This is a genomic window from Pseudoalteromonas sp. GCY (assembly GCF_016695175.1).
Classification (GTDB): Bacteria; Pseudomonadota; Gammaproteobacteria; order Enterobacterales; family Alteromonadaceae; genus Pseudoalteromonas.
The window spans coordinates 246285-271458 of sequence record NZ_CP068022.1 but is presented as its reverse complement, the minus strand read 5'-3'; the positions used below and the strand labels follow the sequence as shown (position 1 = coordinate 271458).

The following is a 25174-nucleotide window of genomic DNA, read 5'->3' as shown; positions in this document are numbered from 1 at the left end:
TTTTAGCTGGTGTTAATCTTAGATTTTTATTTATCCATCTGATTTATATTAAAAAATAAACTCTGGTCTCAGAATTGCGTTGTCTTAAGCGACAATAATCAAAAAATGAGACAAGTTATGACAGCAAGTAAATCTTTAGTGGCGTTGGCAGTTGCCAGTGCAACGTTATCAGCCTCTGCGTTAGCCGCAGACTACAGCATTTATGGTAAAGCAGAAGTTCAAATTGCCAACACAGACAAAGGCGTGATGCGCTATACCAAAGAGGGCACACAAATTGACGCACCATTTTCAAGAATTGGTGTAAAAGGCGCTCATGGATTATCAAGCGATCTAAAACTCGTCTACAAATACGAAGTACAAGTTAAAGGTTTTGAACACGACGATACCACCGAGCCATTTTCAGCAAGGAACACCTATGTTGGCCTTGAAGGTAAATTTGGTACGGTTTTAGTGGGCAGAAACGACACGCGTTTTAAATTCAGTGAAGGTAAAATCGATCAATTTAACGAAACCCAAAGTGATATTGCCCAAGTGCTAGCAGGCCAAGACAGAGTTGGTGATTCAATTACCTATTCTTCACCTAAATGGAACGACTTTTCTTTTTCTCTGACCTACACACCTAAAGACGACGCGAGCAACGACGAAACCGGGTTTGCAGCTACCGCAATTTATGGTGACCGAGCATTAAAAAATAAAGATTACTATGTTGCTCTGAGTCATACCGACAGTATTGGTAATTTGGTTGCTACGCGTATCGCGTTGGCTTACAAGTGGCAAAAGCTACAACTTGGTGCCATCATCCAAGACAGTGAAAATCTAGCGAAAGACAAATCAGGTAATGGCTATGTGCTAAGCGCAAGTTACCAACTCGACGATAATTGGCGTCCGAAGCTACAGTTTGCCAAAGACTCAAGCGGATTACGCCACAGTGAAGATGCGACTCAGTGGACGCTAGGTACAGACTATATTTTTGATAAACAAACTAACTTGTATGTGATGGCAACGCAGCTCGACCTTGAAACACAAGACGATACTAGCATCGCTGTTGGCTTAAAATATAAGTTTTAAAGGTTCAAGATAATGACAGAAGAGAATAAAAAAACGATAAATACGCAGCTGTTTCTGTGGCTTGGTCCCTTGGTAATGTTACTGATCTGTTTGGTTGAACCACCATCGGGTATGTCGGTTGAGGCTTGGAGAACCGCAGGCTTAGCGTTTTGGCTAGCTTCTTGGTGGATAACCGAAGCTGTGCCTATTCCGGCGGCTTCGTTATTACCCTTGGTTATTTCGCCTCTAGTCGGGATTGCATCTATTAAAGCAGTCGCTGCACCGTTTGCGCATCCTTTGATTTATCTATTTCTGGGTGGATTTTTGCTCTCAATCGCCATGGAAAGGTGGGGGCTGCATAAACGCATCGCGCTGAATACCATGTTGTTCGCTGGCACTAAACCGAGTATACAGATCTTAGCGATGATGGGCGTGACAGCATTTTTATCTATGTGGATGTCAAACACGGCAACGGCGGTCATGATGTTACCGATTGCACTTTCGGTTATTCACTTGGTAAAAGAGCAGGGTGGAGATAGCCAAAGCTTTGCTAAAGCGCTATTACTTTCTATCGCTTATGGAGCCAGTATTGGAGGTATTGCAACTTTAATTGGTACGCCACCAAATGCGTTAATGGCTGCGTATCTATCCGACAGTTATCAAATTGAGATTGGTTTTGCCACTTGGATGATGATTGGTGTGCCTTTGTCTTTGGTGATGCTGGCATTTGCTTGGTTCTGGTTGACCAAAGTGACTTACAAGGTCGATAAAGAAGAAATTAATGTTGATACTAAGTCGTTATTTACTTCCCAATTAAAAGCACTCGGTGAAATGTCTCGTGCGGAGAAAGGGGTTTTTGCGGTATTTATTTTAGCGGCAGTATGCTGGATCTTTAGACCGCTAATTGGCGATGTTACGGGTCTTAACTTGTCAGATACTGGCATTGCAATTGCCGCTGCACTGTTACTATTTGTTCTTCCTGCCAAGTCGGGAAGTGATGAACGTATTTTAGATTGGGAAAGCGCAGCTAAGGTGCCTTGGGGTATCTTGCTATTATTTGGCGGTGGTTTATCACTGGCGGCACAGATCAAATCTTCAGGACTTGCCGATTACATCGCTAACTTACTTGCGGGCGCGGATGCCATGGGCTTAGTGCTTGGAGTACTAGTTGTTGCAGCACTTATTACGTTCTTAACGGAAATTACCAGCAATACTGCAACGGCTGCAGGCTTTTTACCTTTACTTGGTCCTGTCGCTGAATCAATCACGGGTTCTCCTTTAGCTTGGGTTATTCCTGCTGCAATCGCGGCCAGTTGCGCCTTTATGATGCCTGTTGCAACACCACCAAATGCCATCGTATTTGGCTCGGGTGAGATCAAAATTAAAGACATGATCCGAGCAGGGTTTGTTTTGAACTTAGTCGCGATAGGGTTAATTACAATTGTTACCTTGACTTTGGCAAGGAGCATACTAGGGTTTTAAAGTTGCCATTCTCCACAGGCTGTGTCCATCGAAAGGCAACTCGGTCATACGCAGCCTGTCTCCATAGTAATACCAATTGTGTTAATTCTCCAACCTATTTGAAGGGCAAAATACCATATTAGCGTCGTTAAAAATTTCTCATTTAGAACAACTAAATAGCAAAATTTTTGCCTTGCCTATATGGATATAGGTACCTTGGCGGTAGCAGGACGCGAGAGCGGAGCTACTAAAGCTATTTTTCCGCTTCAAAATAGTTCATTTACTTAATACAATTGGTATAAAACCTAGTTTTTTGAAGATAGACCCGTTGTTTTTTCCTTGCTATATTCAAATTAGACATTAGCAGGACCTGATAATGATTGAAGATAATACCAGCACCCTAATAGCTACATTTACTCAGTTAAAAAGTCGCTTTAACCAAGATCCTTACCCCGTGCTTGAAAAGCGTTTACGTCTATTAACTGAAATAAAATCACGTATGTTGCAGCGGCAAGAGCAATTAGTCGAGGCGGCAGATCAGGATTTTGGTACTCGGAGTCGATTCGATACCGTGATTGCAGACATCATGCCTTGCATCAATTCGATTGATTATATCGCGAAGCACCTGCGCAAATGGAGCAAATTGCAGCATCGTTCACCCGGTGCGCAGTGGCTACCATCTAAGGCAAAAATTGAGATTGTGCCAAAAGGAGTCGTGGGCGTGATAGCCCCATGGAATTATCCTATTCAGCTAGCGATTGTTCCCGTTATTACTGCCCTCGCTGCTGGAAACAAAGTCATGCTCAAGTTGAGCGAGTTCACTCCCAAGGTGAATGCGGTGATAAGAGCCATTTTTAAAGGATTGGACAACGAAGTGTGCGTCATTGAAGGTGGGCCTGATATTGCCTCAACGTTTACTGAACAGCCATTCGACCACTTGCTATTTACAGGCTCAACAGCAGTTGGCAAAAAGGTGATGGCAGCAGCGGCTAAAAATCTCACGCCGGTCACCTTAGAGTTAGGTGGTAAATCACCTGTTATTGTGCTTGATGACGCTGATATCAGCGCCGCAGCGATGAGCGTGTTAATGGGGAAGCTCTCCAATTCAGGTCAAATCTGTGTTGCACCAGATTATGTGTTAGTGCACGAAGAAAAATACGACGCATTTATTGCTGAGCTGAAACAGCACTACGAAAAAACATATAAAGTAAAAGTTGGTGTAAAAAACCAAACTTCAATCATTAACGACAGACAATTTCAGCGCTTAAACGACATTATTATTGATGCCAAAAGTAAAGGTGCGAGTGTATGGCAAGCTGAGCCAGCACGCGACAATCGTCAGCTCCCTTTGCATATCATTACCCAGGTCAACAAAAGCATGAGGGTGATGCAAGAGGAGTTATTTGGAACGATTTTGCCGATACTAAAAATATCCAACTTAAATGATGCGATTAGCTACATTAGAGCAGACACCACACCGCTTGCGAGTTATTTGTTTACGCAATCTCAGGTTGCCATGAATAAAGTGTCAAAGGAGCTCGCAACTGGGACTCTAGCGATCAACGAAACCATAGTGCACGTGGTTGTTGAGTCTTTACCCTTTGGTGGCCTAGGTCACTCTGGTATGGGTCAATATCATGGCGAAGAGGGCTTTTATACCTTCAGCCATAAAAAGCCCATTCTCCAATCCAATAATACCAAATGGCGCAACAAGATGTTGCTTAGCCATTCAAAGCTACTTACAAAGCCTTTAGAGTGGTTCTTTTTGAGGAAAAAGTAGTATCAAGCGTATCTAACAGAGAAGCATCAATCTTAACGCGAGTATGTGGCTTTTCATATCAAGGGCAATCACGCTATTTAGGTGCTGCTGTACTCTAGTTTTAACGGGTATCATTTATTCATTGAACATTCATATCAACTTTCGGTGTGCAACAATACAGATTTAAAAAAGAATGCCTTTAATGAAGACGTGTTGTCCGGGGGGCACAAAAACACGTGCAATTAATGCTTGTTGTTTTCGCTATTTAATTCATCACCGTCTTGCTGCTGGGCTGCGATTTTTTCACGCTCTGCTTTTGAAATATAACGGGGTTTGTTGCTTTTGTGGAGTTTAGCATTAGCACGCTTGTCTTTTTTCTTTAAGGTTTCGTAAATTTTCTTTTTGCGGTTCATTTTTACAGCTCATTATGAATGAAGTGCTAGTTTACCTTAGTGTTAGCGGGTTCAACAATGATAAAAAGATAGCCACAGTTAACAATGAACAAAACAGCGTAATATGCACATAATACCTTTAACAGTCATAGTACGATATGACAGGTAGTTGTATTAGTCTGTTACCTAGGTTAGATGGGATTTGCCCAAGTTTTTAGTCAGAAAAAATAGTAAAGGCTTCACAGGAAGCCTTTACTGTATACAATTTTACTTAACCTAAGTTTAGGTTACTTAGTGCGTGTTTCAGCTACGTATTTACCGGCTTGAATTCGCTCGTAAATACTATTTGCGAGTTCTTTTGCTTGTTCGATTTGTGAAGGGGAAAGCTGTTTTTCGTCGAGTGCTCGGCTCTTTGTGGCTTCAGCATAGCCATTAAACTCTGCTAATGTGTTCCATACGTACGAGCGTTCAATACTTTTCTCGACTCCTAAGCCCTGAAAATACATGAGTGCTAGGTTAAACATGGCTAAGGTGTAGTTGTTTGCGGCGGCTTTTTCATACCAGTTAAGTGCGTGGCGGTAACTTTGTGGTACACCGTCTCCGTTTGAATACATTAGGGCTACGTTAAATTGCGCGGCTGGCATGTTTTTGTTTGCCGCTCTGGTCATTAACTCAACGTATTTAGAGCGGTCTTTTTTAACGCCGCGACCTTCGTCATACATGACTGCGAGCGCGAACATTGCGTCGGCTTCACCGAGTTTAACGGCTTGTTGAAATAACTCTGCAGCTTTACGCGGATTTTTGACGACACCATAGCCGCCTTCGTACATTACACCGAGTTGATAAATGCCTGGGGCGTAGTTCATTTCAGCTAAATAATTGAATTCTTGTAGTGCTTCTTCAAACCTGCCAGCATTGAGTGCGTCTATGCCTTCTTCCAATCCCGCTGTTGCCAAAGGTGCTTGGCTTAATAGTGCAATGGCGATACATGCTTTTGAAATCCTGCTTAACATCATAGACCTCCTTAAGGTAGCTATGCTAACTATATTGATAGTTATTCTAATGCCAGAAACACAGATTTACAAAATACAAATCTAAAATGGCAGATACTGCGTTAATATAAGGTAATAAAAACAAAAATTGAGGCAATGGGATGAAGAAATTAATGGCACTGGCACTATGTTTACTGTGTTTGGCTGGATGTAGTCAAAGATTGGCCTATAACAACCTTGGATGGTTAGCGAGTTATTATATTTCCGATTATGTTGAGTTGACGGATGAGCAAGAGGAAAAGTTGAAGGCGGATGTAGAATCTTTGGTTGCGTGGCATCGGGAGTCGGAGCTGCCAAAATACAAATCTCATATCCAATCACTGCTAAAGCACTGGCAAACCATGACAGAGAGCGACATGGTACATATGGTGTATACCACACGAAACTATTGGTATTCAGTCGTTGAAGCCGTATATCCCAAGTTAGAAACACACCTAAATTCGCTTAACCGTGAACAGCGAGAAATGCTGATAGCCAACGTAGAAAAAGAAATGTTGGACGATGATTGGGAGGAAGGTGATCAATTCAATCGCTATGAACGTTGGCTTGGTGATTTGAGTGATAAACAAAAGAGGCTTATTAACGAATATTACGAGCAAGGCGAGTTTGCACGTCAGGTGTGGCGTGCACATGAACAAAGGCGATTTAGTCAGTTTAACCAAGCTTTGTTTCTGAGCGGAACTGAGCAAGTTTCACCTGAGCTGTTGCAGAAGGCGGTAGTTACCACACCCACAGCGCTTCCTGAGCGCATCCTAGATATTCAAGCAAGGCGAATAAAAGAGTACGCAAGTCTCGCTGTTAAACTCAAGGGCACCATGAGCGACAAACAAAAGAAACACTTTAAAGAAGAGCTCGAAGAATTACTTGAGCTCTTGGAATCGTTGTAGAGGGGGTTAGCCAAGTAACTTAATTCTGGTTGGCTTGTTTGGTTTAGCATATTCTAAACGATTAATACGTTTGGTACTGTGGTAACCATCTAAACTCGAAATCGCAACACTGTCGAGTGACTCGATATCAATATAACCGTCTTCGAGCAAAGCGATTTCATCAACGTGGAGCGTCTCAATTTCGCCTATTACTAGCTCAGTATCGTTGAGTTTAATGGTTTGGTGATCTCTGAGTGTAAGTCCGTATTTTAATCTACTTTCCTTGACGAAAGGAGCAGGAAAAGCATTTAAATACTCGGCGGTTAAACCCGTCTGTTCAAATTCAGATTGGTTCTTTTCATATCTGGCTGAGGTTTGATGGGCTGCCATATAAATTTGAACGTTAACCTGGTTAATGGTGTATTTTTCAGTCGCTAAGATATTTTCCAGTGTGTGCCTAGGTACGCTGTGAGGCCTAAAAATCACACCCACGAGCGCCGGGCTGGCACCAAGGTGGAAAACTGAACTGACGATAGACAAGTTTTCTTGACCTGTGTCATCAACCGTTCCAATTAAGTTAGCGCTTTTGAAGCCCGACAGCGAATTTATCATCAATGCGCGATAACGCTCGTCTAAGGTTTTAATATCGTCACTTGAGAAGTGTTTCATGATGCGTTCACCATTCAATTAATTTATTTTGCCAGTCAACATAGCTCACCGCACCATCAGGATGGCTATTTGCGATGATGCCACTAAGTTGATTTGCCACAAATTCCGGCGTAAAGAGTTTTTCATCCGGGACATTGGCTTGAAAAGGTTTTGAAAGAGGCGTGTCTGTAGTGCCGGGATGGAACAAAACGAGCTTAATGTTTTTTGCTCGACGCGCGAGCTCGACTGCTGCGGTTTTAAACATCATATTAAGCGCAGCCTTTGAGCTGCGGTAGCTGTACCAGCCGCCCATCCGGTTGTCACTAATACTTCCAACACGGGCAGAGAGTGCTGTAACTATGCATGGCTGTTTACCTTTTATGGCTGGCAGTAAAGCTTGCAACCAAAGCATGGGGATCATGGTATTGATATTAAACAGCGCCATGCTGTGTTCAAGACAAATGTCCTCAAGCTTTTTCTCTGGGAATTTATCAAACTCGTCATGGAGTAAGCCATTAAAAATGGTGACGCTTTTTACCGTTAAGCCCAACTCGAGAATACGGCTCGCAACTTGATGAATTTGTGCTTTAGAATAATCACACTGAAAATGCAGGTTATTAGCTTGTTGAGCTGTTTTAGCTTGCCTAGACACTGTGATCACTTTTACGTTGGGACTTTGTTTGGTTTGTGCTTTTATAAATGCACGGGCAATCGCTGAGCTTGCACCAATCACTATGATGGCGAGATTAGTCATGATTGCAGTCCCCACTATTGTGCATACTGCATTGATTTGGGAATAGAAGTTTAGAAATTTTCATTCTATGCTTTGCAAAAAACAGATAAACGCCGTCTGCAATTGTTCGAATGATGGGTAATCTCAATAATTTTATCCAGCGATGTTTGCCAACTTGACCCCAAGCCGCTGCGGTTACATCTAGTCCTAAAATCAACTTGCCTTGGTTATCATAACCGTGAAGTTTAGCCATTGCCGCTTCATGCTCTATCTCGGGAAACTCGGTAGAGAAGCGATTATCATGAATGTTCACCAAATCAATTTTATTGTGTTGATCGAAACGTTTGAGTTCATTCATTTCACTCACACACAACGGACAGTTACCATCGTAAAATACAATCATTCGCTCACTCGAATAATACTTATCTATGTCATGTTATTACGTTAACGTCTTGAAAATAGATCGTTCGCAAATCAATTTATTCTCGGTATAGTGGAGTTCGAGTATCTTTTCATCAAGGAGATTGTATGACTGAGCAATACGCAAGCCTACGTAGTAATGTGAGCCTTTTGGGGCAGATGTTAGGGCAAATTATTCAACAAGCGCAGGGTCAAGAGACGCTAGACAAAGTTGAAGAAATTAGGCACCTAGCAAAATCCTCGAGGAGCGGTAATGATTCAGATAGGCAAGCGCTAATTGACACCTTACGTAGCCTAAGCGATGAAGCGCTACTTCCCGTTGCTCGCTCATTTAATCATTTCTTAAATCTGGCGAATGTCGCAGAACAATTCCACACCATTTCAAAATCGGGTTCTCCAGACGGCGTGATGATCGAAGTCGATAAGGCGCTTGATGAATTGCAAAGTAAAGTCGATGCTGGTGCGCTGACACTAAACGAAGTTGCAGATGTAATAAGCAAACTAAAAATCGATTTGGTGCTAACCGCTCACCCGACGGAAGTAACACGCAGAACCATCATCAATAAACACGTTGAGCTGAGTGAATGTTTAAAAGTGCTTGAGGTGACCTCAGGTGAGGATCCTGTCTACGATGAGGTCATTGACCGCATTGAGCAGTTGATCTCACAAGCGTGGCACACTAGCGATATTAGAGAAAAGCGACCTACGCCACTGGATGAAGCAAAGTGGGGGTTCGCGGTTATTGAAAATAGTCTTTGGGAAGCCGTGCCTAAGTTTGTACGGTATTTCAACGCCCAAGTGAAAACGCGATTAAACTTACAACTACCAGCCAATTTTAGCCCTATTCAGCTCACTTCTTGGATGGGGGGCGATAGAGACGGCAACCCGTTTGTTACTTCTCATGTTACGCAATCTGTGCTTGATCATGGCCGCTGGATGGCGCTTGATTTATATCGTCGCGATCTAGAAATCTTGGGCGCAGAACTCTCTATGAGTAATGCATCCGAAAGCTTTATAGCGCGATCGGACGGCAGTAATGAACCTTATCGTCATGTGTTAAAGCAAGTACGCGCTGAGGTAGAAGAAACCATTGCAGCCTTGGAATATAAAATCAAAGGCACACCCTCTCATTATCAGGACAAGATTAAACAGGTATCACAGTTAAGAGAGCCACTAGAGGCGTGTTATCGCTCGCTGGTTGATTGTCGCATGGCTAATATTGCCGATGGTTTGTTGTTGGATGTATTAAGACGAATTGACTGTTTTGGTGTGTCTTTATGTAAGTTAGATATTCGCCAAGATTCCGCCAGACATACTGAAGTGTTTTCTGAATTAACACGCTATTTGGGTCTTGGTGATTATGCCCAGTGGCAAGAAGCAGACAAGCAAGCTTTCTTATTAACCGAGCTAAGCTCGAGACGACCGTTACTGCCGCGTCATTGGCAACCTTCTTCCAATGTTCAAGAGGTGCTAGAGACATTTGCAACGATTGCAGATCAAGACCAAAACGCACTTGGCATTTACATTATCTCAATGGCGCAAAGTGCCTCAGATATTCTCGCCGTGCATTTATTACTCCAAGAAAGCGGGTGTAAATTCAACTTACCGGTAGCCCCGTTATTTGAAACGCTGGATGATTTAAATAATGCACAATCTGTGATCAGCGGGTTATTTGAGAACACTTGGTATAAAGGCACGATTGGTGCCAAGCAATATGTCATGATCGGCTATTCCGACTCTGCAAAAGACGCAGGAATGATGGCGGCAGGATGGGCGCAGTATGATGCAATGGAAAAACTGGTTAACCTTGCTGATTCGAAGGGCGTTGAGCTGGTGCTTTTCCATGGTCGTGGAGGCACGATTGGTCGTGGAGGTGCGCCTGCAGCACAAGCGCTGAGATCTCAGCCGCCAGGTTCGCTAAAAAGTGGTTTGCGAGTAACCGAGCAAGGTGAAATGATCCGCTTTAAATTTGGTTTACCTAAAGTCGCGATGCAAAGTCTATCTATTTATACCAGTGCGATTTTACAAAGTAATTTGTTGCCGCCCCCACGACCCGAACTGAAATGGGTAGAGGTAATGGAGACGATCAGTGAAGCTTCCTGCAAAAAGTATCGCAGTATTGTTCGAGAGAACCCTGAGTTTGTTCCTTACTTTAGAATGGCAACGCCAGAACAAGAGCTGTCTAAATTACCGCTAGGCTCAAGACCTTCTAAACGTAATCCAAATGGCGGAGTAGAGAGTTTGAGGGCTATTCCTTGGATTTTTGCATGGAGTCAAAATCGCTTGATGTTGCCTGCTTGGCTGGGGGCGAAAGAAGGTCTTGAAGCTGCCGTAGAAACGTTTGGTAAAGACATGCTGCAAGAAATGAGTGCAAAGTGGCCATTTTTTAGAACCCGTTTAGAAATGCTCGAAATGGTATTTTGTAAAGCCGACCTTTGGCTCAGCGAGATGTATGATGCAAGTCTAGTTAGTGATGAATATAGAGGCCTAGGGGATGAGTTAAGAGACAACCTGCAACAAGCCATCGAGCTTATTCGCGGCCTTGCGCCTGAGTCATCGTTGTTGTCACAGCAACCTTGGATCAAAGAATCAATCGGGCTGAGAAACCCGTATACCGATCCTCTTAATTTGTTACAAATTGAACTGTTAAAGCGTGTGCGTGAAGAAACCAATCACGATTTGGAACTGGCACTCATGATCACGATGACAGGGATAGCGGCGGGGATGCGCAATACGGGTTAGTGCAACAATTTGAATAATCTATTTTTGTGAAATTTTACATTTATAAGCATAATAGCTACAAAACCAATCCTAATGGATTGGTTTTTTTATTTTGATTGGTTTTTTATTAGTATATTTATTGACAGTAATTCTCATTGATTTAAAATGCGCGGCTGGTTTTACCAGTCGTTTTATTTGTTTTATTCAAGAATTGTCGGTTGATGGGTCTACGATACATGCACAAAATATCTACTAGCGTCACATTTGATGAGTGTAATGATCTGATTATGATGAAGATCAGAGGCATTGCGAATGCAAACGATGTGGTCTCGGCATACGAGAAAGCCAATCTATATGCAAAAAAGCATAATAGTAGCAAAGTATTAGTGGATGTGAGTGAACTTGAACACCGCTTCGCGGCGATTGATATTGTGAACATAATGCCAAAAGTTGCGCACAATATTGGTAATTTACATATCGCACGCGTCGTTGGTTTTGAGGGTTATATGCATGACCTTTTTCTACAAAAAATTAAGCGATTTAATATCAGCGCTGAAAACTTTGAGTGTTTTAAATCTGCAAGAGAATGGTTGAGTCGGTTGTAACTCTTGCGTAAACTATCCTGCCATAGATAAACATGACAACAATATGGCAAAGATAGAACCATCAATAAAAAGTGCGTTAACGCAATACGCCACCGCCCATCGTGGAATATTTAGTTATTCCCAGCTAGCACAATATCAAAACCGTTTTCACTTATCTGGATCTGAGCTTGAGGCTGCTTTACTTGAAGTTGCAGCCGAGTTTGCTACGCCTCCTATTTCACAATTTTATGTTGGTGCCATTGCTTGGGATGATAAATCTCAACAAGCGTTTTTAGGCGCGAATTTAGAATTCTCGCATCAGGCGCTTTCTTTAGTTGTTCATGCCGAGCAAGCGGCAATTAACAATGCGTGGTTAAATGGTGCAACTGAAATCTCTAAAATGACGATCAATGCCGCGCCTTGCGGATTTTGTCGCCAATTTATGAATGAGTTAAGCACTGCAAAGGAGCTTGAAATTTTGTTGCCGACAGGCAAAACCTCGTTGTCTGATTTGCTGCCGACTTCGTTTGGTCCGGACGATCTGGGCAACAGTGAAAAACTCTTTTCTCAAGCGCGACATCTTGCTGCGAATGAAACATCGCCTGCATCCATTAGTGCGGCGCTTTATCGGCATTATCTGCGCGCTTATTGCCCCTACACACACAACCAAAGTGCAGTGGAAATTAAACTAGACACTGGCGAGTGCTTTTATGGGCGTTATGCTGAAAATGCGGCTTATAACCCAAGCTTATCGCCATTACAAAGTGCACTAAGTCAATTAGCGATGTCGGGTAAAGTATTATCTGAGGTAAATGTAGTAGGGGTCACTTTGCTAGAAAAGCAGGGTTGTGCTAACCAGTTGCAAGTAAGCTTAGCGGTTTTAAAGGCATACAATGCCGAGCATTTGCTTACACATATAGAGATTGAGTAGCCACTCAATCTCTACGCTTAGCGCTATTATTTCGAAAGTAAGAGTTCAGCTGCTTTTAATACTGCGGTAACGGCTTTCTTTTCAACAGCTTGATGGTCAACATTGGGGATCTCTTGGCGTGTTCTGTTTACCAATACGCCCGCAAGACAAGCAGCCTTCAATCCGAGCGCTGCACACATGGTAAATAACGTCGCAGATTCCATCTCATAGTTCATCACATTAAGCTTTTGCCATTCTGCACACGAACCTTGGTACGCCTTTCTGACGTAGCCTGAGTATGTGTCGTAACGTTCTTGCCCTGGGTAGAAAGTATCGCTAGACGCCGTAATACCAACATGATGGGTAATACCCAATGATTCACAGGCTTGTACCATTGCTGAAGTGGTGTGGAAATCAGAAACCGCAGGAAACTCGATAGGCGCAAAATGCTGGCTAGCGCCATCTAAACGCACTGATGCCGTGCTCACCAAGATATCACCTTCATTGATATGTGGTTGAATCGCACCGGTTGTACCTATACGTAAAAAGGTAGTGATACCAAGCTGTGCTAATTCTTCAACTGCGATTGACGTTGATGGGCCGCCTATACCAGTTGAGCAAATTACCACAGGACTTTCATTTAAAAAGCCAAGGTAAATATGAAATTCGCGAGTTTGTGCTAAGCAGACTGGAGAGTCGAGATATTCAGAAATGCGTTTTGAGCGCTCGGGATCACCCGGAACAATTGCCAGTGAAGCGCCTTGTAGGTCTGCTTTCGTAAGACCTAAGTGAAATACCTTTTCCATAGTAAACCTTAGTTATAATTAAAGTGTAATGTTTATAGTTAACGCCTATCAAGTACAGGACAGATGTCCTATTTAAGCGTGGCATGTTTAAATTATACCAACCGTATTAAGTAAATGAGTTATTTTGAAGCAGGGAAATAGCATTAGTAGCACCGCTCTTGCGTGCTGCTACCGCTAATGAATCACTACATGAGGTATCTAAATCCATATAGGCAAGGCAAAAATTTTGCTATTTAGTTGTTCTAAATGAGAAATTTATACGAAGCTTATATGATATTTTATCCTTCAAATTGGTTGGAGAATTAATGCAGTTGGTATTATAGCTCAGGATAGCTTGCAGGATTGTCGATGTTCCACTAAACCTTAACATGAGAGCAACAATGAGGAATGGTTATGCCTGCTACACATTCTATAAATAAAGATAACGAATTTGCGCGTTGCTTTGAGTGCAACAAAGTTCCAGCCATGGCACCGTTTCACTGGCTCGCATTAGCATTTAAAGATATTGCAAATGCGCCATTACTTAGCCTAGTGTATGGACTTATTTTTACCCTTATACCTGCTTTTATCATGTGGTTAGTATACCAATCAGGTACTCACTTAGTAATTCTACCTGCCGCTGTCGCCTTTGCGCTGATTGGACCTGCTTTCGCGGCTGGTTTGTATGATGTCGCGTGGGAGTTGGAGAAGGGCCATAAACCAACGTTAACGCATAGTCTTAAATCAATGTTCCGTAATCCCGCTGGTGAATGGGGATTTGCGGTGTTACTGATGGTAATTATGATTGTTTGGATGCGCTTGGCTGCACTTATTCACGCGCTATATCCAAATGTTCCGAATCCAACGTTTGAACAGCTTTCGGCATTTTTAGCGCTCGGCTCAATAGTGGGAGGCATTTTATTGGTATGTGTATTTGCAATCTCAGCGTTTACGCCGCAAATAATGATGGAGCGTCGAGTGGATATTATGACTGCGGTAATAAGCTCAATGCATGCAGTAAAAGAAAATGTCAGCGCCATGGTGGTATGGTGTGGGATCTTAGTGTTTTTGGTGATGCTTGGGTTTGCAACTGGAACGGCTGGCTTTATCGTTATTATGCCGCTACTTGCGTACGCAAGTTGGCATGGCTATATCGCTGTAATTAAAACAAAAGTGCCACGCCACTACGAATAACTAAACACCCTCTATGAATAAACAACCGCAGCATCAACGCGCATTGTTGGTACTGCGGTTGACTTCCTATTTGAACCTGTTATATGTGCTGCAACAACGGCCTAACAGACGGTCAATGTCTTCCGAAAACGAAGTTAGATATCAATGAAACCTATTGATTTATAAGGTTTCTTATTTTTAATCTGTCGTTTTTACTCATTTTAAACCAATCGTATTTTGAGTGTTTCGCAATATATAAAGCGCAATAGGGAAGATTTTTCTGGGTCGCATGATTATGCATATAAGAGGGGATAGCGATGTCTGAGAGCAAAAAACAATTCCATAAAAAACTTGAGCACTGTTTATGCCCACCGGGAGATGGTGTGTTTACAGTAAACACAGCGAAAGAAAGAAAAGACGCGCTAAGACAAAAGCTATATGGACAAACAGAAGGTGTCGATACTCTTTGGAAAACATCGCTAGAACAGCTGGGCGAAAGTGAACATAAAGCGGCAATTCTTGGGATCAGTTCAGATTGTGGCGGTGGTATTTTACGCGGCGCTAACTGGGGTCCATTATTTTTGCGCTCGACATTAATTGAGCAACAGCCGCAAACGAGCGCGTTTGATCTTGGCGATGTGCGTGTTATTCCACATTTACTACATGACAAATATTTAAACGAGAGCACGATCAGTAATTGTCAAAAGGCACTTTATGCTGACCCTGAGAGTGAGTATTACGTCTCACCATTATCTATTACAGAAGATGTGTGTGATGGCTTTTACGAAAATTACCCTGATAAAGGTGTGTTTGGCATTGGTGGTGACCACTCGATCAGCTACCCGTTAACAAAAGCGTATCTTAAAGCAAAGCGTGCTCGTGGTGTAAAAACAGCGATTATCCATTTTGATGCTCACACGGATTTACTTGTTGAGCGCTTAGGTATTGATTTATGCTTTGGCTCTTGGTGTACGCATATCCTAGAGTTTTTACCTGCACCCCATCACTTAGTACAATTTGGGATCCGCTCTAGTGGTAAACCTAAGTCTCATTGGGAGTCTACATTCGGCGTTAAGCAGCATTGGGCTCATGAGATCAGAGAGCGTGGTGCACAAGCGATTGTAGATGAAGTTATTGCACAGCTAAAGGCTGATGGTGTTGAAGAACTTTACGTTAGCTTTGACATTGACGCACTTGATGAAGAGTTTGCTTCTGCAACGGGTACTCCAGAGGCAGGCGGTATGACTCCAGACGAAGCGATGCTAATTCTACAAGCGCTGCGTGGTGAGTTTAAAATCACAGGCGCAGACATGATGGAAATTGCCCCATTTACCGACAGCTCGCTTGTTGGACTAACGAGCTCAGAAACCACGCTTAAAGAAGGCGCTAAGCTGAGTGCGTTTTTAATTGATGCTATCAACAATAGCTAAAGTAACTAAATAGCGCTGTGATAGGCGAGGCCATTCTTGTCTATCACTCATTCGCTTTAGTAAGTTACTCATAACTTGCCTTAACAAAAATCCATTCTATCTCTTTAAAAATTGCTCAACCTTTAAGTTAAGACTATATTATTCAAGTAGCTATGGGGAGAGTTTCATGAAGTGTGCATACTCAGTTGGCCTTTGTATTTTACTGATGAGTTTCAGTGCGCTTGCCTATACGCTAAATATTGTCACTGAGAATTTTCCTGACTTCCAATACCTAAATGAAAAAGGGGAGTTAATTGGACGCTCAGCGGATAAAGTCAGGGCCGTACTTGATGACTCTGGCGTTGATTACACTATTAACGTACTTTCATGGCCAGCAGCTTACAATGCCGCATTAAGAAAAGACGACACCTGTGTATTTTCAACAGCCAGAAATACCATCCGCGAAAATGAGTTTACTTGGGTATTTCCCATTGATACTTTTACCACATCTTTTTATGCGCTACGTGAAAGCAAAATCAAGCTGAATAAATTAGAAGATGCGCAAGCCTATCGAACTGCGGTGATCCGGGATAATTTTAGCCACCAATTTTTAATGGAGCATGGTTTTCAAGAGGGGAAGCAGCTTATTCTGATTAATTCTTTTGATAAGGTTTTTGAACTTCTCAAAACACGAAAAGACTTTGTTGATTTGGTGATACTCAGCGATGCCCAGTTTAGGTTTCGAAGTGCAAAAGAGCAAACGGCTCAGTTACTCGAGCCGGTGTTTACATTAGAGCAGTTTAATACGTCACTTTATCTAGCCTGTAATAAAAATGTTCCCAAGCATATTCTTGAAAAGCTTAAGGACACCTACAACGCGCTTTATGTAGCCAAATAAACTTAGAGAAAACGGGTTATTTTTTTATATCTGGCCACTGAAAGCCGTGGAAGGTATCTAGATACAGTTGCTCCACTTTGGTTCTTGCCCAAGGTGTGCGACGCAAAAACTTGAGACTAGATTTAACGCTTGGATTATCTTTGAAGCAGTTGATATCTACGGCGGCTGCCATTTCTTTCCAGCCTAGCTGCTGTTCAAGTTTTACAATAATTTCTTCTAACTTGATACCGTGAAGGGGGTTATTTGCTTGGGTTGTCATCTTCTACTTCTATATAACTTTAGATATTACGCCTAGTTTACCCTAATTTTATCCGAAATTTCAGGTCTAATTGGTGCACCAGACGCGTCAGCCTTTACCCACACAAGTTTGCCATTGTCTTCGTTGTACTTTTTCGTTGCACAGACAAACAGCATGTCAAACTGTAGCAATAGTGCGCCCTCGCTATATGACTTTCCTTCATACCAACAGACTTGCTTTGGTATTTCTCCATATAACCTCAAATCAGCGGGCGTTGTAGCCAAAACAGGCAGTGAGATCAAATTAACAGCGATTAAACAAATTAAAAACTTCATCAAATTTGGTTTTTTGAACTAGAGTGTTAAATGACTATAGAAGAATAAGGAAAAATGACAATGGCATTAGACCAAAAATTGTTGGATGAGTTGACCTTACTAGCTAGATTTCCAAGACATAGTTTGCATCAGGGGATAAAAATTCATAGCAGTGCGCCTGAAGGTATACAAGGTGCTGCGATGCGGCTATTTGAAAAAGGGGTCATTGACAGCCCCGATGGGGGTTATTTGACTGATCTTGGTCACGACCTTATAGGCCATTTTGATCATGTCTATAGCGCACTGAAATAGAAAACGTTCGTTTGATTGAAAGAGTGATACGCTTAGCATATCACTCTTTTTAATTGGCTTATCGTTTACTAGCCTTATTGTGCGTCTAATTGATTTTCAGGCGCCGCATCAGAAAACGCATTAAGCGTATTACAATATTCGTACACTCGACTGATCTTAGGAAATGCAGTCATATCTACTTTAAAACGCAGTGCATTAAACACTTGTGGTACTAAACAAACATCCGCGAGTGTGGGCTCCGTGCCAAAGCAAAATTGACCTTCGCCTATCATAGGCTCTAGCTTTTTAAAGCCTTCGATAACCCAGTGGCGATACCACTCATTTTTTTGTTCATCAGATGCGCCTAGCTCACTTGATAGATATTTAAGCACACGCAGGTTATCGATAGGGTGGATATCACAGGCTATGGCGTAGCAAAAGTTTCTTACCTGCGCTTTTTGCCAAGGATCTTGTGGTAGCAATGCTTGGCCGGTTTGGGTTTCTTCTAGCCACTCCAATATCGCTAAAGATTGTGCAAGAACGCCATGCTCAGTTTCAAGAGCCGGTAGCAATCCTTGACCATTTTTACTTAAATATGCCTCGCCGCTTTGCTCCGATTTAAGCAAGTTTACAGGGACTAATTCGTGGTCTAATCCTTTAAGATTTAACGCAATACGCACACGATAGGCTGCAGATGAGCGAAAATAAGTATAGAGTTTCAACATAATCTTTATGCTCCTTTAAAGTACTTTTTAATGCCTTTCCAGCAATCAGCATAGTTAGGCTGACGCGCTTTGCCTTCTAAAGCATACTTAGTTGGAGAGATAATGTAACGTGACTCAAACATAAACGCGAGTGTGTTTTCATAGCGCTGCGGTGCAAGCTCTGCATTACTCGCCTTTTCAAATACATCCGCTTCTGGTCCATGTGGAGACATACAGTTGTGTAGGCTCATGCCACCAGGCACAAAACCATGTTCTTTGGCGTCGTATACCCCTTCAATTAAGCCCATAAACTCACTCATGATATTACGGTGATAATAAGGCGGACGGAATGTATTTTCTGCCACCATCCAGCGCGGTGGGAAGATCACAAAGTCTACGTTTGCAACACCTGGTGTGCCTGATGGAGAAGTCAGTACAGTAAAGATTGACGGATCTGGATGATCAAAGCTTACGGTGTTCATTACGTTAAATCGTGCTAAATCATATTTGTATGGGGCGCTATTACCTGTCCATGCAACCACATCAAGCGGAGAGTGCCCAATCTTAGAGCGGAACAGATTACCATTAAACTTTGCAACGAGTTCAAAATCGCCTTCTTTGTCTTCAAAGGCGGCAACGGGGTATTGAAAGTCACGTTCGTTGGTATAGCCATTCGCACCAACAGGGCCTCGCTCAGGCAAAATATAAGGGTGTCCGTAGTTTTCACAAATATAACCACGCACCGTATCGCTTAAAAGCTCGACACTGAATTTGATACCACGAGGGATAACGGCAATCTCACCTGGTTTAATTGCGAGTTTTCCACACTCAGTGTGTAAAATGAGTTCACCTTGCTGCGGGACGAATAACAACTCGCCATCCGCATTATAGAAATAACGACCTTCCATTGATGCGTTAGCAACGTAAACATGAATACCAATCCCGCTTTGGCCATTGGCACTGCCGTTAGCAGCCATCGTCACTAAGCCATCGATAAAATCTGTTTTTTCTTGTGGTATATCGATAGGGTTCCAGCGCAACATGGAAGGGGGCGTAACGGCTTCAGTTATTGGTGCCGTGCGCAATAGGCCATTATCCATCGCTTCATATTCACCTTGTAAAACAGAGGGACGAATACGGTAGAACCAATTTCGACGATTATCAGCACGAGGCGCTGTAAAAGCGGTGGTGTTATATTGCTCTGCATAAAGGTCGTATTTTACTTTTTGCGGTGAAAATTGACCAATAGGTAAAGCGCCCGGCAGTGCTTCACTTTCAAATTGATTACCAAATCCAGTTAAATATTGAAGTTCTTGGCTCATGTGTCTCGACTCCTTTGTGTTTTATAGTAAGATACTCTCATGTGAGAGTATTTTCAATGTTTGTCATCTAGTCGCTCTGTAAAGTAATAGTGACAGTTGGGAGTGTGAAATAATGTCTAAAACTGATAAAAAACTGCTGAATATAAACGACTTTTTGCCGTATCAGCTCGTTTCACTGTCAACAAAAGTGAGCAATGACTTTGCGCACGTCTACGAACAAAAGGGAGAATTAACGCAGCCACAATGGCGAGTATTATCTCACGCAATACAGAAGGAGGGGATCACCGCTAAGCACATTTGCGAACTGGCAAGCATGGATAAATCAACCGTTTCAAGAGCAATTAAGCAGTTACAAGACAGAGAGTTGATTGAGATGTTAGTGAGTCCAATTGATAAACGTGCAAAAACTATTGCGGTGACAGAGCAAGGAAGAGTGCTTTATCAAACGTTAACGCCACTTGCTCTGGCATGGGAAGCTGAGCTACTTAGTTGTTTTAGCGAAGAGCAAAAAGAAAAGTTCGTACAACTTCTGAAATTATTACAGTCTGCAGTAGATAAAAATGAGCTTGGTCAACCGCTTTAGAACAAGCTTTATATAGCAAAGTACCACCAAATGTCGCCTGAGAGATACTATCTCTTACTGTTTTCTCTACTTGATATGATAGTCACATATATCATGTACAGCATGGATATTTCAAATGCACTACTTTTGAGTGAATGATCAGATAGAGAAACGATTAAATAATCAACACCTATGCCTAACATCGTGACTAGAAAGCCGATAAAAGCTTCACGTTTTAACATAATTTACCCATTAGCATATTAATAATCCCTTAATTTTTACATTTAGTATGGTTCATTGCTCAGAAGCAAATGATTTGTCCTGCTCCTATTTTATTTAATATGAGAAATTTATAAAGGCCTAGTTGTGGTTAATTAGGTGGAAAATAACCTTAAGCTGGATTAAATATAAAAAAGGCCAACTTTCGCTGGCCTTTGGGAGATTATCTAATTACGTGTTAGATATTAGAAGTTGTAGCGTACGCCGATCTTGATGCGGTAGGTTGAGTCTTCTGCCTCAAACTTACTCTTATCAAGAGAAGTTTCACCTATAATGTACTTACCTGTAGCTTGGTCAATATCCATTTCAATAACACGGTTAGTACCAAAATCTTGAACATGTACCTTGCCTGCTGAAGAGTCAATCAGATTAAGTAAATTATTAACTACAAAGTAGACCTCACCTTTATGATCTTTCGTAAAGCCCGGAAGCTCCTGAGAAACATACAGATCCATCGTCGTAGTCCAAGGTGATTTTCCTGCACTGCGGTCAACAAAGCCGCCAGCGTAACCCGATAAGCCAAGTTCTTTGTAGTGAGCTAGTACTTCAGCTTCGGTTACACCTTCATAACGAAGTACATTAGGATCGTTAGCTGTTGGAACATAAGCTAGGTAATTCCCGCCTCGCGCTGCACCATATCCTGTAGGCTGAATAAGGTCTTCATTGAAATATCTCTCATCTGTCAAACTTGTCCATCTCGCAATGTGGCTATACGGCGAACCTGAACGACGTTCAAAGAATAGATTGAAATTCGTTTTATAGTTTTCAATGAACTCTGTTGAGTAGCCAAGATTTAGTACAAAGCGGTGTTCAGTTTCATATGTCGAAGTACCAATTTGTGTTTCTTGGTGATCTAAAAAGTGACCATAACGATAGTTACTACGTGCTGTAGAAGAACCACCAGGGTTACCTTCGGTGATATCTTGATGAGTGTAAGACATATCAAACTTAATGCCATTGTCCCACTCTTTAGAAAGACCTGTACTTAAGATAATTGAGCGGCCATTTTCGTCTGCATTAGTGAGCATAATATCCAGTTCTTTTGTGTTATAGAACGGAAGCTCCCCATCAATTGTAGAGTTCACTTCAGCATCTAGACGATTTGCACCATTAAGAAGTCGAGCATTTACCCACTCTGCAGTATTTTCTTTATCAGTGAAGATTGCTGTCGTTGTCCAAGCGAATCCGTCACCAAGACCTGGGATATCAAGTGTTACATCTGCATTTAGCATATATGTCCACTGTGATGGAATGTCGAAGTTAGGATCGATAAAGTTTGAAACTGAACCGTTATTAGCTTGGTTTATACCATCAATTGCTTCAGGTAAAATATTGTTTAGGATGTTATTCGGTGCTACAAAATCCTTTTTACCAAAGTCTTGTCGGCTTATACCGTCATTTGAATATGAGTTAGATATCCAAACGTTAGGATTACCTCCAGCATAACGACCTACGCTACCACGGATAGTTACGTCTTCGTTCATGTAATAAGTAAAACCTGCACGAGGCAACCAAATGTCAGCGCCGTCTAGGTTATAAGTGTTGTCATAACCTGTACTTTGAAATAATTCCTCGTTGAAAGCGGGCTTGTCGTCAGAGCCTAAACGCTCGTAACGAAGACCAAAGCTAAACGCTAGTTCATCGCTGAAGTCCCAACGGTCATTCACGTATAAAGCTAGGTCTTTACGTTTGAACGCAGCTGCGACTTTACTTGGATCATTACCTACACCATTCGAATATGAATAATCTTTTACTTGGCGTCCAGCAAAGTCTTCAAGACTGTCAAACTCGACAACACCTTTAGAACCATCTAGATAAAGGTTTTCAACGTCTAGAATGTCATACTTAATACCGAACTCTAGTGTATGTTCGTCAAGTAGGTAAGTACCGTCAAACTTGAATGTTGTTAGGTCGTTCTCTAGTGAATTTGAATGACGGCTTTCATCTGAACCAAAGCTAATATCACCTTTTGTTCCATCTCCGTCCACATCAATATTAGATATTTTAATATCACCTAGACCTAAAGCGCTATCAAGTGAAATCTGGCCAGTTTCAACGGACTTGCTTGTGAGACTGATTTGTGTTGAGAAATCATCCGTCCAGTCCGAATATAGTGTTGAGCTGAAGTTATTTAGCTTCTCTGATTTATTGTACCAATGAGTACTCAAGCGTAGCTCGTTTGAGCTTTGAGTCATGTTGTTTGTGCGGTTACCTTCATTGAACATATATACGAAGTTTGCTCGGTGATAGTCATTGATATTCCAATCTAGTTTGATGATATATTTTTCATCTTCTAGTTGTGGTTGTGTGTCTGCACCACCAATGTTATCAACACCATATACTTCAGAAGCAATTTTGCGTACTGCTGCTAAGTCGTTTTGTGTGATGTTAGTTTCATTTGCACCAATACCAGATCCCGCTGGGCCCCACTCAATTGATTGAGGAGATTCATACTTCTCGTATGCACCGAAGAAGAATAGTTTGTTTTCAATAAGAGGCGCTCCGATTGAGAAGCCGTAGTTCTCTTCTTCAAACTCTAGTGGAACTTCTTTACCTTCGTTTTTAGGTGTACCTGCCCAGCTGTCAGTCATTTTCTCATAGAAAACGCTACCAGTGATTTCGTTAGTACCAGACTTAAATACCGCATCAACGTTACCACCAGTAAAGCCACTTGATTTAGCATTTGTTGGTGCTACTTGAACTGTTACTTGGTCAAGTGCGTCTAGAGGGAATGGGTTACGCTGTGTTGGGTAACCACCAGAGTTGAGACCGAAGTCATCGTTTAGCGGAATACCATCAACTGTAATAGAGTTTGTTCGCGGGTTTGAGCCTGCGATTGTCATCGCACTGTCGTTACCTGGCTGGATAACAACAAGCGGGTTGTTTCTTACTACGTCTTTAATATCACGGTTGATACTAGGCGTGCTCTTGATTGCATCTGCACCGTAATAAGTGTCGTTTGCAGAGGAGTTAAATAGTACTGGAGTACCAGTAACTACGATAGACTCCATCTGCAATTCGCTTAGCTGCTGGTCGATCTTTTGTGCTTCACCTAGTGATAGGTAAACGTTACGCAGCTCAGCGTCACGGAATTTGTTTGAGTCGATAGTGATGGTGTATGGACCACCAACGCGAAGACCTGATGCGTTGTACGTACCAGTGTCGTTTGTTGTAACAACGCGGCGTGTACCTGTCGGTTCGTGAACGATGATAATCTTAGTGTCTGCAGCTGGATTACCTTGAGGTCCTACAATCTGTCCTTTGATAGACGAAGATGTATCTGCCGCAACCGCCATGCCACTCATGCCTAAACTTGCAGCGATAGCAAGCGTAAGTGCATTTTTGCGAAGTTGGATTTTCATTATGTTGTTTCCCGTGTTAGTAGGTTATTTTAAACTAATGGTTAACTGTTATTTTATTTGCTGACTTCAGTGATGAAACCAGCGGTTTAGAATTAGGATCGAAAATTTGGTTTAATAAGCCAGCTAATCTAATGCCACCTTGTTGCAGCCTAAATTTAATTGTTGGCATATATTTATAAATGTAACCGTAACTTATTTCAGTTTCATTGCTGTTATAAACTTTTTCAGCAATATTATTTGATTCAAGCAACCAATCTGCTGGCGAGCTGTCTAAGTATTCAGCAATTATTTCATTATTTGTGGTTTGAATAAAACGTGTAAATTCGGTAAATGAAAGATTCTCATTTTCGATTAATTTGGTGTCCCAAGTGCTGTGTAAGTTTGAATCACTGCCAAAAAACTTTACTTTAATCATGTTACCGCCACGGTCTTTGGCGCGACCTGCGTGAAACGGTTGATGGCTGTCACCTACAAGGTGAACTAGGAAACGAAATGCAAAACGCTTTTCATCAATTGATTTAGATTCTGATTTTAGCGTATTAATGGAGTAGTAGATGCCATCTAGGATGTGTTTTACTTTTTCTTTGTCATTCAAATCGGCATGAACATGCTCGTGCATTGCTTTTGGGTTGTCGATATTGATGTAATGCCACTTCGCAGATTGTTTACGCCAAAATGTGCTTGGATCCGAACGCATCTCATCTGCCCAATTCGAAATTTCAGCCAGAGAGTCGCCTTCTAATAAAGGTTGAATCGCAACGCGAGTCTGCTCGGTTAAATGTGTTTCAGCCAATTCACCAATGATCCTATGACCATTTTGACCCCAAGCGTGCGCACTTGACGTCGTTATAGTCATCCCCACAGCGAAAAGTAATGACAAGCTTTTACGTAACATTTGTATCTCTTGTAGAAAAGGGAACAATCTTCCCATCCGAAAAGTGAGGCCAATTGTCCGTATTTTTCAACAAAATAAAAGGACTCAATAAGATTCATAATTTCTTGTCAATAAAGTAATAAATTCATTATGTTACGAGTTATTAGTAAAATTACCTATTGCAATGAGTAAAGAAAATTGATCTAATAGCGGTCAAGAAAGGATAGGTTATGCTAATTAGTGATACATAGTAACATTTTGACTGGTAAATCAACAATTGTATCTTTGTTGTTTATAAGCGCATTATTGTGCTGGATTTTAGGGGCTCGATTAATATCGGCAAAGCCGCTCATTCTTGATCCCGTCGTCC

At 41.9% G+C, this 25174-nt stretch carries 24 protein-coding genes; 12 read left to right on the top strand and 12 right to left on the bottom strand.

All coding sequences use genetic code 11. The features are described from left to right. Positions 1-117: 117 nt before the first annotated feature. The 3 genes from JJQ94_RS01125 (at position 118) to JJQ94_RS01115 (ending at position 4288) form a co-directional block, all read left to right on the top strand. Positions 118-1068, top strand: a complete 951-nt coding sequence (locus tag JJQ94_RS01125; protein WP_099028589.1) for a porin — start codon at positions 118-120, stop codon at positions 1066-1068. Between the two features lie 12 nt (positions 1069-1080). Then, the gene (locus JJQ94_RS01120) at positions 1081-2529 is read left to right on the top strand and encodes an SLC13 family permease (protein ID WP_099028590.1); all 1449 of its coding nucleotides are present in this window, start codon (positions 1081-1083) and stop codon (positions 2527-2529) included. Positions 2530-2884: 355 nt separating this feature from the next. Next, positions 2885-4288, top strand: coding sequence for a coniferyl aldehyde dehydrogenase (locus tag JJQ94_RS01115; RefSeq protein ID WP_099028591.1), 1404 nt, complete (start codon positions 2885-2887; stop codon positions 4286-4288). 221 nt (positions 4289-4509) lie between these two features. Here JJQ94_RS01115 and JJQ94_RS01110 read toward each other — a convergent pair whose 3' ends face one another. Continuing rightward, the gene (locus JJQ94_RS01110) at positions 4510-4680 is read right to left on the bottom strand and encodes a DUF2986 domain-containing protein (RefSeq protein WP_099028592.1); all 171 of its coding nucleotides are present in this window, start codon (positions 4678-4680) and stop codon (positions 4510-4512) included. A 266-nt stretch (positions 4681-4946) separates the two neighbouring features. Beyond that, positions 4947-5672: a tetratricopeptide repeat protein gene (locus JJQ94_RS01105; protein ID WP_099028593.1), complete on the bottom strand. Its 726-nt coding sequence runs from the start codon at positions 5670-5672 to the stop codon at positions 4947-4949. A 140-nt stretch (positions 5673-5812) separates the two neighbouring features. Here JJQ94_RS01105 and JJQ94_RS01100 point away from each other — a divergent pair, with 140 nt between their 5' ends. Continuing rightward, on the top strand, positions 5813-6598 hold the full coding sequence (locus JJQ94_RS01100; RefSeq protein WP_099028594.1) for a DUF6279 family lipoprotein: 786 nt from the start codon (positions 5813-5815) through the stop codon (positions 6596-6598). 6 nt (positions 6599-6604) lie between these two features. Here the strand turns inward: JJQ94_RS01100 and JJQ94_RS01095 are convergent, their stop codons facing one another. From JJQ94_RS01095 to JJQ94_RS01085, 3 genes are read right to left on the bottom strand one after another with little or no spacing between them, the layout of a single operon-like run. Continuing rightward, positions 6605-7246 carry a flavin reductase family protein gene (locus JJQ94_RS01095; RefSeq protein ID WP_099028595.1) on the bottom strand — a complete coding sequence of 214 codons (642 nt, stop codon included), beginning with the start codon at positions 7244-7246 and terminating at the stop codon, positions 6605-6607. Between the two features lie 7 nt (positions 7247-7253). Then, positions 7254-7979: an SDR family NAD(P)-dependent oxidoreductase gene (locus JJQ94_RS01090; protein WP_099028596.1), complete on the bottom strand. Its 726-nt coding sequence runs from the start codon at positions 7977-7979 to the stop codon at positions 7254-7256. Then, complete coding sequence (locus JJQ94_RS01085; protein WP_099028597.1) at positions 7972-8361, bottom strand: thiol-disulfide oxidoreductase DCC family protein; 390 nt, start codon at positions 8359-8361, stop codon at positions 7972-7974. The genes JJQ94_RS01090 and JJQ94_RS01085 overlap by 8 nt, the downstream gene beginning before the upstream one ends. Before the next feature lie 125 nt (positions 8362-8486). Here JJQ94_RS01085 and ppc point away from each other — a divergent pair, with 125 nt between their 5' ends. From ppc to cdd, 3 genes are all read left to right on the top strand, one after another. Next, complete coding sequence (ppc, locus tag JJQ94_RS01080) at positions 8487-11120, top strand: phosphoenolpyruvate carboxylase (protein ID WP_099028598.1); 2634 nt, start codon at positions 8487-8489, stop codon at positions 11118-11120. Positions 11121-11386: 266 nt separating this feature from the next. Next, positions 11387-11704 carry a hypothetical protein gene (locus JJQ94_RS01075; RefSeq protein WP_223192100.1) on the top strand — a complete coding sequence of 106 codons (318 nt, stop codon included), beginning with the start codon at positions 11387-11389 and terminating at the stop codon, positions 11702-11704. Positions 11705-11747: 43 nt separating this feature from the next. Next, positions 11748-12614 carry a cytidine deaminase gene (gene cdd / locus JJQ94_RS01070; protein ID WP_099028599.1) on the top strand — a complete coding sequence of 289 codons (867 nt, stop codon included), beginning with the start codon at positions 11748-11750 and terminating at the stop codon, positions 12612-12614. A 26-nt stretch (positions 12615-12640) separates the two neighbouring features. Here cdd and udp read toward each other — a convergent pair whose 3' ends face one another. Continuing rightward, positions 12641-13399, bottom strand: coding sequence for a uridine phosphorylase (gene udp, locus JJQ94_RS01065; protein WP_039495050.1), 759 nt, complete (start codon positions 13397-13399; stop codon positions 12641-12643). Positions 13400-13792: 393 nt separating this feature from the next. Here udp and JJQ94_RS01060 point away from each other — a divergent pair, with 393 nt between their 5' ends. From JJQ94_RS01060 to JJQ94_RS01050, 3 genes are all read left to right on the top strand, one after another. Next, the gene (locus JJQ94_RS01060; RefSeq protein ID WP_099028600.1) at positions 13793-14572 is read left to right on the top strand and encodes a DUF2189 domain-containing protein; all 780 of its coding nucleotides are present in this window, start codon (positions 13793-13795) and stop codon (positions 14570-14572) included. 296 nt (positions 14573-14868) lie between these two features. Next, positions 14869-15981, top strand: coding sequence for an arginase family protein (locus JJQ94_RS01055; protein ID WP_099028601.1), 1113 nt, complete (start codon positions 14869-14871; stop codon positions 15979-15981). A 166-nt stretch (positions 15982-16147) separates the two neighbouring features. Continuing rightward, entirely contained in the window at positions 16148-16858 is a 711-nt protein-coding gene (locus tag JJQ94_RS01050) for a substrate-binding periplasmic protein (protein WP_099028602.1), read from the top strand. 16 nt (positions 16859-16874) lie between these two features. Here the strand turns inward: JJQ94_RS01050 and JJQ94_RS01045 are convergent, their stop codons facing one another. Together JJQ94_RS01045 and JJQ94_RS01040 are read right to left on the bottom strand one after the other, a co-directional pair. Beyond that, positions 16875-17117, bottom strand: coding sequence for a VF530 family DNA-binding protein (locus JJQ94_RS01045; RefSeq protein ID WP_017216709.1), 243 nt, complete (start codon positions 17115-17117; stop codon positions 16875-16877). A gap of 32 nt (positions 17118-17149) precedes the next feature. Further along, the gene (locus JJQ94_RS01040) at positions 17150-17431 is read right to left on the bottom strand and encodes a DUF1496 domain-containing protein (protein WP_099028603.1); all 282 of its coding nucleotides are present in this window, start codon (positions 17429-17431) and stop codon (positions 17150-17152) included. 60 nt (positions 17432-17491) lie between these two features. On the opposite strand from JJQ94_RS01040, the gene JJQ94_RS01035 reads away from it, so the two are divergent. Continuing rightward, the gene (locus JJQ94_RS01035) at positions 17492-17722 is read left to right on the top strand and encodes a TIGR02647 family protein (protein WP_010373121.1); all 231 of its coding nucleotides are present in this window, start codon (positions 17492-17494) and stop codon (positions 17720-17722) included. Positions 17723-17796: 74 nt separating this feature from the next. On the opposite strand, the gene maiA is transcribed toward JJQ94_RS01035, so the two are convergent. Further along, positions 17797-18423, bottom strand: a complete 627-nt coding sequence (gene maiA, locus JJQ94_RS01030; RefSeq protein ID WP_172439878.1) for a maleylacetoacetate isomerase — start codon at positions 18421-18423, stop codon at positions 17797-17799. Between the two features lie 8 nt (positions 18424-18431). After that, positions 18432-19727 carry a homogentisate 1,2-dioxygenase gene (gene hmgA, locus JJQ94_RS01025; protein ID WP_099028605.1) on the bottom strand — a complete coding sequence of 432 codons (1296 nt, stop codon included), beginning with the start codon at positions 19725-19727 and terminating at the stop codon, positions 18432-18434. A gap of 112 nt (positions 19728-19839) precedes the next feature. Between hmgA and JJQ94_RS01020 the strand changes: the two genes are divergently transcribed. Next, positions 19840-20310, top strand: a complete 471-nt coding sequence (locus tag JJQ94_RS01020; RefSeq protein ID WP_099028606.1) for a MarR family winged helix-turn-helix transcriptional regulator — start codon at positions 19840-19842, stop codon at positions 20308-20310. A 443-nt stretch (positions 20311-20753) separates the two neighbouring features. Here JJQ94_RS01020 and JJQ94_RS01015 read toward each other — a convergent pair whose 3' ends face one another. Both JJQ94_RS01015 and JJQ94_RS01010 read right to left on the bottom strand, forming a co-directional pair. Next, entirely contained in the window at positions 20754-23930 is a 3177-nt protein-coding gene (locus JJQ94_RS01015; protein WP_099028607.1) for a TonB-dependent receptor, read from the bottom strand. A gap of 34 nt (positions 23931-23964) precedes the next feature. Next, the gene (locus tag JJQ94_RS01010; RefSeq protein WP_099028608.1) at positions 23965-24825 is read right to left on the bottom strand and encodes a S1/P1 nuclease; all 861 of its coding nucleotides are present in this window, start codon (positions 24823-24825) and stop codon (positions 23965-23967) included. Between the last annotated feature and the right edge of the window lie 349 nt (positions 24826-25174).

Excerpts from the sequence above, each read along its gene's own strand:
- ppc (WP_099028598.1), top strand. The coding sequence starts at position 8,487 with ATGACTGAGCAATACGCAAGCCTACGTAGTAATGTGAGCCTTTTGGGG.
- JJQ94_RS01085 (WP_099028597.1), bottom strand. The coding sequence starts at position 8,361 with ATGATTGTATTTTACGATGGTAACTGTCCGTTGTGTGTGAGTGAAATG.
- hmgA (WP_099028605.1), bottom strand. The coding sequence starts at position 19,727 with ATGAGCCAAGAACTTCAATATTTAACTGGATTTGGTAATCAATTTGAA.
- JJQ94_RS01050 (WP_099028602.1), top strand. The coding sequence starts at position 16,148 with ATGAAGTGTGCATACTCAGTTGGCCTTTGTATTTTACTGATGAGTTTC.
- JJQ94_RS01105 (WP_099028593.1), bottom strand. The coding sequence starts at position 5,672 with ATGTTAAGCAGGATTTCAAAAGCATGTATCGCCATTGCACTATTAAGC.
- JJQ94_RS01010 (WP_099028608.1), bottom strand. The coding sequence starts at position 24,825 with ATGTTACGTAAAAGCTTGTCATTACTTTTCGCTGTGGGGATGACTATA.
- JJQ94_RS01090 (WP_099028596.1), bottom strand. The coding sequence starts at position 7,979 with ATGACTAATCTCGCCATCATAGTGATTGGTGCAAGCTCAGCGATTGCC.
- JJQ94_RS01120 (WP_099028590.1), top strand. The coding sequence starts at position 1,081 with ATGACAGAAGAGAATAAAAAAACGATAAATACGCAGCTGTTTCTGTGG.
- cdd (WP_099028599.1), top strand. The coding sequence starts at position 11,748 with ATGGCAAAGATAGAACCATCAATAAAAAGTGCGTTAACGCAATACGCC.
- JJQ94_RS01095 (WP_099028595.1), bottom strand. The coding sequence starts at position 7,246 with ATGAAACACTTCTCAAGTGACGATATTAAAACCTTAGACGAGCGTTAT.
- JJQ94_RS01100 (WP_099028594.1), top strand. The coding sequence starts at position 5,813 with ATGAAGAAATTAATGGCACTGGCACTATGTTTACTGTGTTTGGCTGGA.
- JJQ94_RS01040 (WP_099028603.1), bottom strand. The coding sequence starts at position 17,431 with ATGAAGTTTTTAATTTGTTTAATCGCTGTTAATTTGATCTCACTGCCT.
- JJQ94_RS01110 (WP_099028592.1), bottom strand. The coding sequence starts at position 4,680 with ATGAACCGCAAAAAGAAAATTTACGAAACCTTAAAGAAAAAAGACAAG.
- JJQ94_RS01015 (WP_099028607.1), bottom strand. The coding sequence starts at position 23,930 with ATGAAAATCCAACTTCGCAAAAATGCACTTACGCTTGCTATCGCTGCA.
- JJQ94_RS01075 (WP_223192100.1), top strand. The coding sequence starts at position 11,387 with ATGATGAAGATCAGAGGCATTGCGAATGCAAACGATGTGGTCTCGGCA.
- JJQ94_RS01020 (WP_099028606.1), top strand. The coding sequence starts at position 19,840 with ATGTCTAAAACTGATAAAAAACTGCTGAATATAAACGACTTTTTGCCG.
- JJQ94_RS01055 (WP_099028601.1), top strand. The coding sequence starts at position 14,869 with ATGTCTGAGAGCAAAAAACAATTCCATAAAAAACTTGAGCACTGTTTA.
- JJQ94_RS01125 (WP_099028589.1), top strand. The coding sequence starts at position 118 with ATGACAGCAAGTAAATCTTTAGTGGCGTTGGCAGTTGCCAGTGCAACG.
- JJQ94_RS01115 (WP_099028591.1), top strand. The coding sequence starts at position 2,885 with ATGATTGAAGATAATACCAGCACCCTAATAGCTACATTTACTCAGTTA.
- udp (WP_039495050.1), bottom strand. The coding sequence starts at position 13,399 with ATGGAAAAGGTATTTCACTTAGGTCTTACGAAAGCAGACCTACAAGGC.
- JJQ94_RS01060 (WP_099028600.1), top strand. The coding sequence starts at position 13,793 with ATGCCTGCTACACATTCTATAAATAAAGATAACGAATTTGCGCGTTGC.
- JJQ94_RS01035 (WP_010373121.1), top strand. The coding sequence starts at position 17,492 with ATGGCATTAGACCAAAAATTGTTGGATGAGTTGACCTTACTAGCTAGA.
- JJQ94_RS01045 (WP_017216709.1), bottom strand. The coding sequence starts at position 17,117 with ATGACAACCCAAGCAAATAACCCCCTTCACGGTATCAAGTTAGAAGAA.